Source organism: Lysinibacillus sp. JNUCC 51 (assembly GCF_015999525.1).
Lineage (GTDB): Bacteria > Bacillota > Bacilli > Bacillales_A > Planococcaceae > Lysinibacillus > Lysinibacillus xylanilyticus.
Genome location: NZ_CP065545.1, coordinates 4,412,799 through 4,427,794, shown reverse-complemented (window position 1 = coordinate 4,427,794; position 14,996 = coordinate 4,412,799). Strand labels below are relative to the sequence as shown.

Here is a 14,996-nt window from a genome sequence, read left to right as displayed (position 1 = left end):
AAAAGGAGGAGTTATCAAAATGAACCTTCATCGTTTACATTGTTTTATTACAGTAGTTGAGGAAGGTAGCATTACAAAAGCTGCTACTGCACTGCAAATGACTCAACCTCCCTTAAGTATTTTAATTAGAAAATTTGAACAAGAATTAAATGTCACTTTGTTTAATCGTTTAGGTAGATCTCTTGAGTTAACACCAAGTGGAGTATTTTTATATGAAAAAGGAAAAGAATTACTTGATTTATCTGAGAATACGGAGAAGAAATTAATCGAGTTTCATGAAGGAATTAGGGGTACTGTGAAATTGGGTTGTACTACTTCAGCAAATCTATTTATTTTGCCAAATGTCTTAAAAAAAATTCAAAAGGAAACTCCTAACATAGTTACACATGTTAGCGAGGGTAATACATCATATATTTTAGAAGAACTAAGAAGTCATAAAATAGATATTGGAATTGTCCGAACTTCAGTGAGAGCGGAAGACATCCATACTTCAACACTACTAACAGAACCTTTACTTTTAGCTCTTCCACCCAACCATCATCTATGTGAAAAAGATTCTATTGATATTGCAGACTTGAAAAACGAACGATTTCTTTTAAATACAACATCTTATGGATCAGGTGTTGCTGATGATGTGATCGAGGCATGCCAAAAAAGTGGATTTACGCCTAATGTTGTTTACTGGGGCACAGAAACATTACCAACACTTATGATGGTAATGAAAGGCGCAGGAATTTGTTTTGTACCTAGCTGTTTCAAGCTACTTAACTCTCCTGATTTACCAGTACTTAGACCACTAGCAAATCCAGTGTTACAAACAAAACTTAATATAATTACACTTAAGGATCGTTACATGACATCAATTTCCAAACGATTTCTTGCGATTACCGAAGAGGTTGCAGAAAAAATGACAAGCATTTTTCAATAATTAATATGATTTAAGTAATGGCGTTCAAGTTAAAATATTCAGTATAATGCATAATAAGTAAGTAAAAATAAGCACTCTCACTTTAACATCAGTTAAGGTAAGGGTGCTTTAACTTACCACCTGCTAAAGCAGGTGGGTTTTGTCATGAATGTCCATGACTAAAATCTTTTTTATCTAAGGCTGAAGCCCTTCTCAAATCTCTTGTGCTCAAGCACAATGTATATGGACTAAACTCATTCTTCAATACAGAAAACATCATTCTCATATTCATTAAATTGTTTCGCAATGTAATTTCTTATAATTTCTTCGTTTACTGTATAGCTGTCATAAAGGTATCCCATCGCCCATAGATGTTTGTCCAAATATTTTTTTATTCAACGAACAAATTTCTTTGTATGAAACCATTGAGCCAAAATTAGCCCATGTTAACCCATATGGTCGCATCCCCTACACCAGTTAGTATTCTGGCAAAAAAACAGAACGAATTCATATGTACCCATACTATAAATAATTTCCCTAAACCTATTTTTAATCTATACGAGTTTGCAAATTCTGATGGGGATTTTAGCTGATCGATTTGGGCCAAATTTTTTTTTTTGTCTTATAACCCCGTTGATGCTGTTACATTAAAATCTCGCTTCAATTGGTCTGTAATTAGTCTTGGGGACGGTACGCTGACTCGCCATTAACAAATAAGTAAATAATACAGAAACAAATACACCCCATCTATATCTGCTATTTTGTTTGTCCAATGATTTCTACTCCTATTAGTTTTTACTATATATATGAATTATAGGTAACAATAAAAACCTGTTTTTTAAAGTAGCTTTATAATTTGAATTTGGTTGAAAATACCATTTGTAAATGTAGTATAATAGAATTAAACGTCTGATTATTCAGTCATTAAAATAACGTAGCAATTTAGTTTAAGAAAATGTTTTAGCTTGTTAAACTATTGGGCAAATTAGGTAGTTTAAACCTCTATAAATATAAAAGGTACAAGCTGAATAGAGCTGGAGGGGGAAATGGTGAAAAAACAACATACAAGCAAAATATTAGTTTTATTAGAGTTGATTTTTTATGCAGTATTACCTTATGTTATATGGAATTTTAGTAGAGAGCCTTTAGGTGATTATACAGCAATGCTGATTTCAACTATTCCTGGAATTGTTTATACCATTTACCGCTTTATTTTAGATAAGCAATTTAACATTACGGGCTTATTAATCTTAAGCTCATTAGCACTAGGCACGACGGTTAATTTGCTATCAGGTTCAGCAGAGCAAATGATTTGGAATGGTGTATATCTAAGTCTCTTTTATACATTTCTTTATATTGTTACGCTAATAATTAAGCGTCCTCTTTCTTTATATCTTGCTGTTGATTTTGTATATTTGCAAGGTTATGCACGAATGGACAGCAGAGCATTATTTTTTCAAAAAGGAATCTTTAAATGGTTTCAAGTTATTCAGGTAATTTTTATCATCAGAGGACTTTTTATGGCAGGGTTAACAGTATACCTACTTCAAAAATACGGAATTGATGGTTATGGCGGCATGTTGATATATAAGCAAATCGCAGGGTGGGCTTTCTCGATTCTCCTTATAGGCATGTTCTTTTATATAAATGTCCCAGTACGAAACTTTTTTGCTAAGCAACAAAATCAAGTACAAGACAACAATAATCTAGCTCTCCAACAATCAAACGCAACTGTTGAATAAGCTTCATTTTCTTGTCCTAACAAGGATAGTTTAATAAGGATTGGACTTGTGCTTATAAAAAAATCTCCTTACACAAGTCCTTTTGTTTTGCTCCCTTAATCCCTTGTAGCTCCATCCTATCTAAACTTCCATTAAGTTTTTTAAAGCTTAATTGAATTGGTGATTCTTTTATTATTTTGTAACGGTACATAGTCTTCGTCAAAACAAATATACCAGTAGCCAGAGTCATCCTGATTACATATAGCATTTCTCTCACTAATCAATCCTTGTGGAGTAAAGCTATACGCATAAACTCGTTCTAAATCCAAACCAGTATCATAAAATCGATAGACCATTAGACAATTAGACAGTTGAATCATATTTTTTTGAAGAATTAAGTCGTTTAAATAATCAATTCTGTCTGCTGATTCTATGTACTGTATCCCAATGACATTATGGGGAATATAGCCTTCTTCTGTATCAGAAAAGAGTTTTTCAATCGTCTCTACATCTTTATTACAATTAAATTCTCTTTCTAAATGTAATGCAAGGTATAAAAAGTTTTCTTTATCAATTCTGGCATCCCACTTCCACCATGATAAGTCCATTGGTCGGGAACGTCCCTTTGATTTATCAAACTTTGAATCTTCTATAAATGCATCAAAACCCAACATTTCTCCCAAATTAGCAAAATATTCAATTTCACGATTTGTAAACATAGAACGATTATGTAACTGAGATAAATTCAATTTCCTGTAATTCCGAACATAGCCTTCAAAAAATTGCATAAGGTTAAAGTAATACTTCTCCATAGCTGTCTCCTTCTCTGTAAAAGCCCTTAGTAACGTAATTTCCAAATTAATCTACTACTATTTTATCACCGCATGTTATTATTTGGTATATAGATACAAACAATATGAATACTTGCAAATCAGACAACTCGGAGGAAGAATTTTGCCAAATACTAATTGGACACAACTTAAGCCCCAACAATTGGGAAGATATGCAGAATATTATACAAAAATGGAGTTTGCCTCACATGGATGCGATGTTTATACTTCAGAAGTGGATGACCACGGAATAGATTTTGTAGTGAAAGATAAGAATAACCGTTTCTGTGAGATACAAGTGAAATCTCTAAGAGGTACAGGCTACGTGTTTATGCAAAAAAGCAAGTTTGATATAACAAATAAAAATCTTTATCTTGCTTTACTGATATTTGAAGCTGGAAAACTACCAGATATTTTTCTTATTCCATCTCAAGCATGGGAAGTACCAAATGAAATATTTGTTGACAGAAATTATGACAAACATGGACAAAAAAGCATTCCAGAGTACGGAGTAAATATATCTAAAAGAAACTACTCAATACTCGAAATTTTTAAATTTGAAGACTCAATTCAAGATTTTTTATAAAAAACTGCTCCTGAAAAATTTTAGTTATGAGTGCTTTTTCCATTCTTTAAGCTCTTAAAAAAGTAGTGAAATTTAAAAATGATAAAACCCCTAAAAACGGTACGACAAGCCAAAGTATAAATAACATTAATTAGTCCTCTTCTTCTCATTTACAGTGGTAATTACCGATTTTTTTGCTTACAATTTTATACATAGTGTTATTAAATGAGGTACTAAAACAATTTTTCAGGAGGTAATTATCATAGACGAAATATTATTAGTAGATGATGAAAGTGGGCTTTTAGAAATACTTCAAATAACTTTAAATAAAGAAGGCTTCACAAATATACATACAGCTTCTACAGGATTACAAGCTATTGAATTAGTGAAGAAATATTCATTTGATTTAATCATTTTAGATATTATGCTCCCTGATATAGATGGTTTAGAAGTATGTAGACAAATGAGGCTTGAGTCTAATGCTTTAATTCTATTTTTAACAGCTAAAGATGAAGATACTGATAAGATTATTGGGCTAACAGTTGGTGGAGATGATTATATTACTAAACCTTTTAATCCTTTAGAAATTGTAGCAAGAGTAAAAGCTCATTTACGCAGACAAAAAAGAGCTTCTTCTAGTTTAAGAAGAGAAACACCGTTAACAATATGGAAATTGAGTGAAAATGTACGTGTAATCAAGGAATCAGGTCAAATTATTGTTAATAAAAAAGAGATTGATTGCCCTGCTAAAGAGTTTGAATTATTGATTTTTTTATGTGAACATCCAAATAGAATCTTTAGTGTTAGACAATTATATCAATATGTTTGGGGAGAATTATCATTAGGAGATGATAAAACGATTGCTGTTCATATTTCAAGGTTAAGGAAAAAGATAGAATATGATCCTAAAAACCCTACTATACTAATAAACTCTAGAGGATTAGGTTATAAACTATTATTATCTGATAATGGTGGAGAACATTGAAATTTTTCTCAAGAATTATTACACACTTTCTTAAAGCATTAATGCTTTTATTACTTCTGTTAATCATTATTTACATATTTTTATCTGTACTTTTATCTAATTCACTAATTTCCACAACTTTTTTTCAGTTACTTATGATTATTTTTAGTATTACTATACTTTTGATTTTTTCATTTTCGTATGGTTGGTATTTATGCAGACCTCTCTTTCAACTCATTGTTTTTATTGAAGAATTAGGTAAGGATGAGTCTGAAATAAAAGAAATGAAAAAATTTGTTGCAACTCCTGTTAAGTTGTATGAAGATTTATTTTTTAATATTGATAAGCTCTCTAAAAGACTAAACGAAAACAATAGAAAACAAGTACTATTAGAACAAGCGAAAAATGAATGGATTTCAGGTGTATCTCACGATTTAAAAACCCCACTATCCTATATCAAGGCATATGCAAAATTATTAAACTCACCTCAATATAACTGGAATGATGAGGAAAGATATAAGTATTTAAATATTATCGAAGAAAAGTCCGATTATATGGAAGAACTAATTAAAGACTTACATTTTCAGTTTCGCTTTGATAATGGAGATATTGTGGTAAACAAGTGTAAAGTTGATATTGTTTGCTTAGTAGAGAATATAGTTCTTGATGCAGCTAATAACCCTAATTCATCAGATCAAATATTAAGTTTTAACACAAATATCTCTTCTTACATTATTAGTGTTGATGAGAAATTAATTAGTCGTTCTATCAATAATCTTTTAACTAATGCTATTAAACATAATCCACCAGAAACTAGTATCGCTATTTCTATTCGGCTATCTCCTCTAAATCTCATAGTTGAAATTAAAGATAATGGAAAAGGGATTAATGATCGGGTATTACAAGATGTAGAACAAAATAAAAGAAACTACAATGGATTTGGATTGGTTATTGCAAAAAAACTAATTGAATTACAAGATGGGGAAATTTTAATTCAAAGCGAGCTAGGAAAAGGAACAATAATAAAGATTAAATTTAAGGGAGTTAAAAGTTAGATTACTTTTAACTCCCTGTTTACTTTCTGTTTATTTTAAATCACTACTATGTAATAGAGGTGAAAATATAATGATTAAAAATATCGTTGAAACTATACAATTAACTAAAATGTACAAAAAGAAATGTTCTGTTACCGAATTAAATTTAAAAATACCTGAAGGAAGTATATATGGTTTTTTAGGTCCGAACGGGGCTGGAAAAACAACAACTATACGGATGATATTAGGACTGATTAAGCCAACCGAAGGAGAAATAAAAATTTTCGAAAAAAAACTAATTGGAAATCGTGATTTTATTTTAGGTCAAACAGGTTCGTTAGTTGAATCACCTTCTTATTATGGACATTTAACAGGGTATAAAAACTTAGAAATCCTGACGACTATGCTCGGCCTACCAAAATCTAGAATAGATGAAAAACTAAAATTAGTTGGATTAGAAACAGAAAAGAACAAACTCGTTAAAAATTACTCATTAGGTATGAAGCAAAGATTAGGAATTGCAGCAGCCCTTATTAATAACCCTAAATTATTAATTCTTGATGAGCCAACAAATGGTCTTGATCCATCTGGTATTCAGGAAATACGAAATTTGATTAAAGAATTGTCTCAAAAAAGTGGTATTACAATCCTAATTTCAAGTCATTTATTAAGTGAAGTAAATCAAATCGCTACTCACGTAGGAATCATTAATAATGGGCAATTAATTTATCAAGATACATTAACTAATTTACAGCGACAAGGAGAATCAAAACTACATATTGAATTAAGTAAGGCTAAAGAAGCCTTTCTTTATCTGAAAGAATGTCATTTGAATGCAGATCTAGTGAGTGAAGAAAAAATAGTTCTTGATTCTATTAGCAAAAATAAAACAGCTGAGATAATAGAACAGTTAGTCTTCAATAAACATTCAATTTATTCAGTTACAGAGGTAAGAAAATCTCTTGAAGATCTCTTTTTAACTTTAACCCAAAAGGGTGATTTACTATAATGTATCGACTGCTACTTACTGAAGCATTAAAGCTTAAACGTTTGCCTATTGTATTTGTAGTACTTTTGAGTGTAATTGGGTTAAGTATTGTTGTAACTTTACAATCATATTTTTGGAAAGAAGAAGTAATGAATTCTAATGGGGTTTTTATTATGGCTGTATTAAATTTATTCTTTCCAATTGTTCTTTTATTAGGTATAACAATTCTTTCTTCAATGCTAGTTGGATTAGAAGATGATGCTCGGACTTGGAAGCAACTTTTAGCAACAACAATCTCTAAAATAAAATTATATTGGAGCAAGATTATTCTTATTTATGGAATTTTATTCATTATGTCTTTACTTATTTTTGTATGTATGTTCATTATTTGGTCTATTTTTGTGGGGCCATCAAAAATTGTTTGGGAGTTGCTGTTCAAGCAAATTTTTTATCCTTATTTTGCTTCATTTGGAGTATTATCTATTCAATTTTTCATTTCAATATTTAATCGGAACCAAGTATTTCCTCTTGCAATTGGATTGATAGGAGCTATTTCTGGTTCATTTCTTGCACGTTCATCATTACCGTTTATGCATTTCGCTCCTTGGACATATCCTTCATTGGCAACACCATTAATGAATGAAGCAACAAAGTGGGCAATCAGTGGATTGTTAATAGGTGTTATAGGGACGATATTCGGAGCAATTTTATTTTCAAAAAAAGAAGTAAATTGAGGTGGAAAAATGTTAAGTAACTTTATTCGAGCAGAACAGATGAAAATACCCTGGCTCTTAGTAATAATATTGCTTATTGGAAGTGGGATTATTAATTCTACAGTTGCGATCATTACATTAACAACACATCAAGCAATTACCTGGATTGATTTTTATACTTACTCAGTAAATTTTTATTCAATGTTTTTCTTTCCTTTAATGACAGGAATCATTATTTCATTATTATTTAAGTTCGAGCATTCAGGAGGTAATTGGAAACTTCTTTTCACCGCACCTTTTGCAAGAAAAAAATTATATCTCACAAAGGTATTTTGGGTATTCTTCCTATTATTTTTTTATCAATGTATATTTATTCTTTGTTTTTATAGTACTGGTAAGTTAATGAATGCAACTGGAATTTTCCCGACTGAATTACTAATCAAAAGTTTCATTTTAGGGATGATTTCCATAGTACCACTTGTAGCTCTTCAACTAGGAATAGTCATTTATATCAAAAATTTTGCAACTTCCCTAGTGTTCATTATTGGTATGGTTGTTCCTAATATAGTCATTACTGGACTGCCTTCTATAATTGGATCTTGGTTTCCTTCTGCTCTACCATTTTACCTTATGATGCCTGAAGATTCTCCATTTTCCCCTAGAGTAGATTTATATAATCTATATCCTATATTAATTATTACTTTTCTAATATATAGCTTATGGAGCTATCAAAGTTTTATAAAAAAAGAATGGTCTTAATTTGTAAGGAGTACTTTGGGATAAAGGAAATATAAATATACCTCAAAAGGTAAATGAAATTTTTCATTTACCTTTTGATTATAATTCTTTATTCAACTAACCTCCCCCCTAGTGGAATAGCAACAATCTTTTCGAAAAAACCTTCTTGTTTCTGTCCAATCTAAAGTGACGGAAGATTCCTTCTTGCACTATGACTAATTGATAACCTCCCCATCTGGTAACTTCCATCCTTAATCCACTCTTCAACAAAATGGTTAAAAAACACAGGGTTCGTTAATGAGACACCGTGGCAGATGTTCGATAGCACTACACCTTGACAATTGGAAAATTACTACTCACAAGTAGGATCGCAGATTTTTTCATGTTACTCTTCTCTTTTTCACCGACAGTTACTAAAATGTTACATTGTGCTTTTGAAAAATCATGCGGGATTGTAAAAGACATATTTTCTTGCAATATTTTAATAAGGGTATCTAATTTTATCTTTGAACTATCTTGATAATATTGCTCAGAATATTCTTGATCTACATATAATGTTTTAGCTTGAAGCTTGGCGAATGATTTATTTTTTATTAGAGGAAATGATAATTTTATCAATGGTCTAATCCATTTTTCTGCAATTGGGGAAGGTGTCACTAAAGCACTGTTGATGATGGCATAATCTATTAATTGCGGTTTTAGACTAACCATTTGAATAGCAACTTGTGCTCCTAATGAAAATCCTACTACTATGACACGTTTATTTCTTGCTTTTTCTTCTATTAAAAATAGAAGCTTTTTTGCACTTCTTCAATTGAAAAATCAGAGGTATTATTAACCTCGTTATCTATTAATTCTGGTACAACGCAATGATAATCGGAAAAGTATTGGACTTGTTTATCCCACATCCACCCTCCAACACCACCTCCATGAATCAATAATATGAGTGGCTTCTGTAGATCACCATACTCCTTATAATGCATTACCACACCTGCTTTCTTTGTTCTTGTATTTCTCGGGAAATAAACAGATTATTCTAACATATTTCAAATCATCACCAAAAGCAGTGGATAACTTTTGTTAAAGTGTATGCCGTGTATATAAGTTGATTGGAGTGGAGACTGGGCGACTCCTCGGGGATCAGCGTCACAGATGAGACCCTGGAGCGAGTGAAGCGAGTGAAGCGGCTCATCGGACGCCCCCAGGAAAGCGCCCAGTCGGAACGGAAATCAACCACACGTTATGGTTATGGGCTATATTTTTACACATAGTAATTATTTTACCAATTTATAGTGTTTATGTGTCATATTTATAGTTTCTGCTGCATATATAATACTTGAAACACATTTTGCATTTTTTGAAGCACTGTGGCTCTTGGGATTGAGGAAGAAAGACAAAAAAATAATAAACATGGAGGTAATAAAGATGGAGCAAAGCAAAACAAAAGAACCAAAAGAATTATTAAAAGCCATTAACCCTTCCAGTTTAGGAGAATTTCCCCTCTCACCAATTAGCGGTTTATATGCATGGGGTGAACAGCAAATCAGAGAGGAACTTCGCCTCGACGTAGACGGACTCTACCCTCAAATGGTAGCAAGCGGAACTATTATTTCAAACATGTCTTCTACTATTCATTGGATTGCTAAGTTAACAGCTAATGGTCCAGATACTTGGACAGGCAATATTCGAAATAAATACCTAGACGAAATACAATCATTTCCTTATACAAATGTAAAAATACAGGTAACACGAGGTTCATTGCCTGAACAGCATACTGCCGAAGTCGAGTTTCTTATCGGAGGTGAGACAGACAGAACTAGCACGTTCCAGTTTCAATCTCCTTACTTCCACCCTGTGGAATTTGAATTCGATGCTGAAGAAGGTACAACGCCAGTAACAACCTATCAAACGCACGCTCATCCAGACAAGCCTACATCTTTGCCGGATGAAACTCTATCAATCTCAGAGGTTTTTAAACGAACTGGGTTTGATGTAAAAATATCTGATGGTAATAATATTGTTTCCAAAGACTATACAGGAACTGATAAAAAGTGGAACACTCAAGAAATGCATGATGCCATGCAGGTATATTGGTCAAACTTTGATAATAAGCCCCAATGGTCCATGTGGACATTCTTTGCAAATTCGGAAGCTGAAGAAGGCCATGGTCTGGGCGGTATTATGTTTGATAGTATAGGTCCGAATCATCGTCAAGGGACAGCCATTTTTAATAATTCATTTATTTCTGATCCACCTAAAGGTGACTCCTCCCCAGAAGCTTGGGTACAGCGATATCGTTTTTGGTGTACTTGCCATGAAATGGGACATGCTTTCAATCTCCTGCACTCTTGGCAAAAACACCTAGGTCATCCTTGGGAACCGTTGGAGCGCCCTCTTACTCCAGAACCAAAGGCTCTAAGCTTTATGAATTATCCTTACAAATATGATGGCAACCAACAGGAGTTCTTTAAAAACTTTGAGTATCGTTTTAGCGATCAAGAGCTATTGTTTTTGCGACACGCACCTGAGCGCTTCGTACAAATGGGTAATGCTGACTGGGCTGTTGATCATGGGTTTGAACAACCGATCATTTCAATTCACCCTTCTTTTAATCTTGAATTGAGAGTTAACCGTAAAACACCTATATTCCAATGGTTAGAACCTACTGTTATAGAGATCAAACTAACTAATACTTCAAATCAACCTCAGTTAATAAATAAGCATATATTGTCCGATTTAAATGGAATGTCTGTAATTGTTAAAAAAGATGGTAAACAAGGGCGTCGTTTACTACCTTATGTTCAATATTTAAGGAACCTAGAGAACAAGGTACTTATGCCTGGAGAATCACTATATGAAACCATTTTCGCTTCCGTAGGGAAAAATGGCTGGTTAATTGATGATCCAGGATTCTATAACATTCAAGTAGCCCTACAAATAAACGGCAGTAACATCGTATCTAACAACTTAAGGCTACGAGTTTTACCACCAACTGGATACGATCAAGAATTCCTTGCTCAAGATTATTTCTCTGAAGAAGTGGGCCGTATCCTTGCATTCGACGGCAGCCGTTTTTTTGAAAAAGGGAACGATATCCTTCGTGAGGTAACGGAAAAACTTAGTGATCATGCAGTTGCTCTTCATGCTCATATCGCTCTTGCTAAACCATTGGCGTTCGATTATCAATTCCTTGACTTCAAAGAGGACTCAGATACAAGAGGTAAAATCAAAATAATACCTGCCCAACCAGATGAAGCACGTAAACAGTTTACTTCTGCTTTAACTGCGCACAAACAAATAGCGGCTAAAACACTTTCCAACATAGATTATCATCAATATATGGTAACCTATAGTGAATTTCTAAGTAACCAAGCAGAAAACAAGGAAGCGGCAGAAGTACAAAAAGTCCTATATCAAACTCTGTCTGAACGAAATGTTTTAGATAGTGTATTACAAAAAATCAAAAATCGCGGTGAAACCTATGGACAAAAGGAAAATGAATCTTTTACAAACACATAACTACTACCTTAATAAGTTTAAACACTACTCATAGTTAAATTACATGCCTTAAATCTATTCCAACTACAAAGAAACCGTCATTTCGAAAAAAATTGATCGAAATGACGGTTTTCTAATTGATTTTACTTATTTATGTTCGTCCCAAAAGTCCTTACTAAAACTCGTATTTGCTTGATATTTCCCTACTGGTTTGGCAATATCTGAACCCCGCAAAATCGTTCCTTTTCCAAACTTTTGCTCGATTTGATCAACAAGTTTAATGATTGGTTCATCTTTTACATGCTCTTCAAAATTAAATAACGTTAGCTGCTGTGTCGTTTCTTTAATATCACTGACATTCGATACGGTAACACCCAGTAATCGAACAGGTTCTTCGGCCCAATGCTTATTAAAAAGATACCAGGCATGCTCAACTATATCCTCTTTTGAATGAATCGCGTTATTGATGGACTTACTCCGTGTACATGTCTCCCAATCAGCTGAACGAATCATAATACTTACAGTTACTCCAGCAAGTTTCTTGGCCTTTAATCTGTCTGCTACCTTTTCAGAAAGTGTTGAAATAATTTTAAATAATTCATCTCTATCTGTCGTATCATGAGAAAGCGTTGTTGAATTTCCTACACTTTTCGTATCGTATATTGCTTCTGGATCGACAGGTCTATCATCTTCACCATTTGCCTTTTGCTTCATACGTTGACCATTAATGCCGAAATTTTGCTTTAATACATATTCATCAGCTACAGCTAGTTCTCCAATTGTTCGGATACCTAAATTCCCTAATTTCTCCGCTGTACTTTTGCCTACCCCATGCATCTCAATGACATTCATCGGCCACAATACTGTTGGCACGTCACGCTTTCGGAGTACTGTTATACCCATTGGCTTTTTCATATCACTCGCCATTTTTGCCAAAAATTTATTCGGTGCAATACCGATCGAACAAGGGAGATGCAGTTCTTTCCAAATTCTATCTTGCATATTTTGTACATGTTGCAATACATTTTGACCTTCTACTATAGGAAGTTGCAAATATCCTTCATCGATTGAAACTGGTTGGAGAATTTCGCTATATTCTTTTAACAAATTAAAAAATGACTTGGACGCAGCTCTATATCGATCAAAATTAGGAGGTAGCACAATTAGCTCTGGGCACTTCCGCCGCGCCTCCCCGACATTCATAGTTGTATAAACACCACTGGCTCTTGCTTCGTAGCTACACGTAATAATAATACCTCTACGCTCTTTAGGATTCCCTGCGATGGCTACTGGCTTCCCTTTTAATGAGGGATCATAAATTTGTTCAACAGAGGCATAAAAGCAATTAAGGTCAATATGTAAAATGATTCTACCTTTATTCATATTTTATCACCTCATTCTGGCTTGCCCTTTAGACAGGGCTATACACCCGTTCAATGCGCATAAAAACTATTCATATTTAAAATAAAAAATAATATACCCTTTATGCGCCATCGACTTTTCTTTACATACCTTTATTATAAGCCTTCCTAACTTTAATCAACAAATGTATAATCACCATCACTTTCAAGTAAATCCTTTAAAATGATTAGTGCTTGTTCAAGGTGATTTTCAGGAGCAGTGATTGCTAAACGAACCGCATTTAAAGGCTTAGCATTTCCTACTGCAAAACGTTCGGCTGCATACACTTGCACCCCTGCTTTTGATGCTAGCAATTCAAACTGAACACTGGTGAATTTTTCAGGAAGTAAAAGCCATCTGAAAATGCATTCTTCTTCTCCTAAAATGTTATAATCTCCTAAATATTGATTGACAAGAGCATTTTGTTGCTTTGCATACAAGCGGTGCTTCTCTAAAATTGTCTGTGCAACGCCATCATGAATCATCCTTGCTGTAAGCTCCACCATCATTAGAGACACTGAAATATTTATATTATACAGTGTTTCCATTATTTTTTTTCGTAGAACTGGAGGTGACACAATATAGGATAGTCGCAAGCCAGGTGAAATGGTTTTTGATACACTGGCAATATAAATTACCTTTTCAGGAGCATAGGACGCTATTGGTGCAAGTGGCTTCTCCTTAAGAAAACTATAAATCGCATCCTCAATGACGATTAAATCTTTCTGCCTTGCAACCTCCGCAATCATCTTTCTTGTATCCATCGACATTGTATGGGTAGTTGGATTGTGAAAATCTGGAATAACATAAAGACCTTTTATATGCTCATTTTTACAAGCGTATAATATCCCTTCTCTTGTCATTTCTCCGTTTCGTTGTTGGATTGCTACTAGTTGGATACCAAGCATAGTTGCTGCTGTTTTTATACCTGCATATGTAATGGGATCTGTACCAATTCGATCTCCTGGCTGAAACAATGCAGCTAGAGTTCCAACAATGGCATTTTGTCCACCCGCTCCAAGCAATACAGGTTGATCCGTTTGAAAATTGACCTTTTCAAAAAGCTTCATTGCTGCCTCCGTTTGCCATGCATTTCCTTCAGGTCGCCCATATTGAAATAATTTGCTGAAATTAGGGTCATTCATCATCCTTTTCATATAACGTGCTATATCCTCATTAGCATGATTTTCTGGGATTACAGAACCCATTTCAATCATCTGAGAAGAATTACTTGTCGGTAATAACATTTTATTTGTCGCTGCATCTGATGAAACGAATGTACCATTACCGATTGAAGCATAAATAAGCCCCTTCTGGCCACATAGTTTAAAAGCTCTTGTTATCGTGCTTAAATTAACATCTAAAAAATCAGCTAACTCACGCTGAGGAGGTAGCTTGGTGCCTGGCGATAATTTTCCATCCTTTATATCTTGTTCAAGCTGTTCAGCTATTGCTATATATAATGGTGCCGAACTTTTACTAATGTCCGGTTTCCAACTCATTGGATATTCTTCAAACGAATTAACTGGCATATTCTAAGCTAAGCTCCTTCTCTCTAAATTTATGCATACAATATTTAATTGTCTTGCATACAATGATAATATTGTATGCATATGATGACAATGATATAATTTTTA

General features: G+C 33.5%; 12 protein-coding genes and 2 pseudogenes. 9 read left to right on the top strand and 5 right to left on the bottom strand.

What is annotated here, in order from left to right:
- The first annotated feature begins 19 nt into the window (after positions 1-19).
- Positions 20-928, top strand: coding sequence for a LysR family transcriptional regulator (locus JNUCC51_RS21360; RefSeq protein ID WP_337989659.1), 909 nt, complete (start codon positions 20-22; stop codon positions 926-928).
- A gap of 377 nt (positions 929-1,305) precedes the next feature.
- Here the strand turns inward: JNUCC51_RS21360 and JNUCC51_RS24880 are convergent.
- Positions 1,306-1,680: pseudogene (locus tag JNUCC51_RS24880) on the bottom strand (MFS transporter); the annotation flags it as partial.
- Between the two features lie 273 nt (positions 1,681-1,953).
- On the opposite strand from JNUCC51_RS24880, the gene JNUCC51_RS21355 reads away from it, so the two are divergent.
- Entirely contained in the window at positions 1,954-2,649 is a 696-nt protein-coding gene (locus tag JNUCC51_RS21355; RefSeq protein ID WP_443136962.1) for a VC0807 family protein, read from the top strand.
- Between the two features lie 140 nt (positions 2,650-2,789).
- Here the strand turns inward: JNUCC51_RS21355 and JNUCC51_RS21350 are convergent, their stop codons facing one another.
- A complete protein-coding gene (locus tag JNUCC51_RS21350; protein WP_337989657.1) occupies positions 2,790-3,440 on the bottom strand; it encodes a hypothetical protein in 651 nt (216 codons plus the stop codon).
- Between the two features lie 142 nt (positions 3,441-3,582).
- Between JNUCC51_RS21350 and JNUCC51_RS21345 the strand changes: the two genes are divergently transcribed.
- The 6 genes from JNUCC51_RS21345 to JNUCC51_RS21320 all read left to right on the top strand — a co-directional run bounded on the left by JNUCC51_RS21345 (position 3,583) and on the right by JNUCC51_RS21320 (position 8,481).
- Positions 3,583-4,044 (top strand): DUF4365 domain-containing protein, encoded by a 462-nt coding sequence (locus tag JNUCC51_RS21345; RefSeq protein WP_337989656.1) that lies wholly within the window; start codon positions 3,583-3,585, stop codon positions 4,042-4,044.
- 241 nt (positions 4,045-4,285) lie between these two features.
- Entirely contained in the window at positions 4,286-5,008 is a 723-nt protein-coding gene (locus JNUCC51_RS21340; RefSeq protein ID WP_443137014.1) for a response regulator transcription factor, read from the top strand.
- A complete protein-coding gene (locus JNUCC51_RS21335; protein ID WP_337989655.1) occupies positions 5,005-6,042 on the top strand; it encodes a sensor histidine kinase in 1,038 nt (345 codons plus the stop codon). The genes JNUCC51_RS21340 and JNUCC51_RS21335 overlap by 4 nt, the downstream gene beginning before the upstream one ends.
- Before the next feature lie 70 nt (positions 6,043-6,112).
- On the top strand, positions 6,113-7,030 hold the full coding sequence (locus tag JNUCC51_RS21330) for an ABC transporter ATP-binding protein (RefSeq protein ID WP_337989654.1): 918 nt from the start codon (positions 6,113-6,115) through the stop codon (positions 7,028-7,030).
- Positions 7,030-7,743, top strand: a complete 714-nt coding sequence (locus JNUCC51_RS21325) for an ABC transporter permease (RefSeq protein ID WP_337989653.1) — start codon at positions 7,030-7,032, stop codon at positions 7,741-7,743. The genes JNUCC51_RS21330 and JNUCC51_RS21325 overlap by 1 nt, the downstream gene beginning before the upstream one ends.
- Before the next feature lie 9 nt (positions 7,744-7,752).
- The gene (locus JNUCC51_RS21320) at positions 7,753-8,481 is read left to right on the top strand and encodes an ABC transporter permease (RefSeq protein ID WP_337989652.1); all 729 of its coding nucleotides are present in this window, start codon (positions 7,753-7,755) and stop codon (positions 8,479-8,481) included.
- Between the two features lie 160 nt (positions 8,482-8,641).
- Here JNUCC51_RS21320 and JNUCC51_RS21315 read toward each other — a convergent pair.
- Positions 8,642-9,449, bottom strand: a pseudogene (locus tag JNUCC51_RS21315) (alpha/beta fold hydrolase).
- A 436-nt stretch (positions 9,450-9,885) separates the two neighbouring features.
- Here JNUCC51_RS21315 and JNUCC51_RS21310 point away from each other — a divergent pair.
- A complete protein-coding gene (locus JNUCC51_RS21310; RefSeq protein ID WP_337989651.1) occupies positions 9,886-11,979 on the top strand; it encodes a hypothetical protein in 2,094 nt (697 codons plus the stop codon).
- 126 nt (positions 11,980-12,105) lie between these two features.
- Here the strand turns inward: JNUCC51_RS21310 and JNUCC51_RS21305 are convergent, their stop codons facing one another.
- Positions 12,106-13,341: a DNA polymerase IV gene (locus JNUCC51_RS21305; protein WP_337989650.1), complete on the bottom strand. Its 1,236-nt coding sequence runs from the start codon at positions 13,339-13,341 to the stop codon at positions 12,106-12,108.
- Between the two features lie 152 nt (positions 13,342-13,493).
- Positions 13,494-14,891 (bottom strand): aminotransferase-like domain-containing protein, encoded by a 1,398-nt coding sequence (locus JNUCC51_RS21300; RefSeq protein ID WP_337989649.1) that lies wholly within the window; start codon positions 14,889-14,891, stop codon positions 13,494-13,496.
- Positions 14,892-14,996 lie beyond the last annotated feature (105 nt).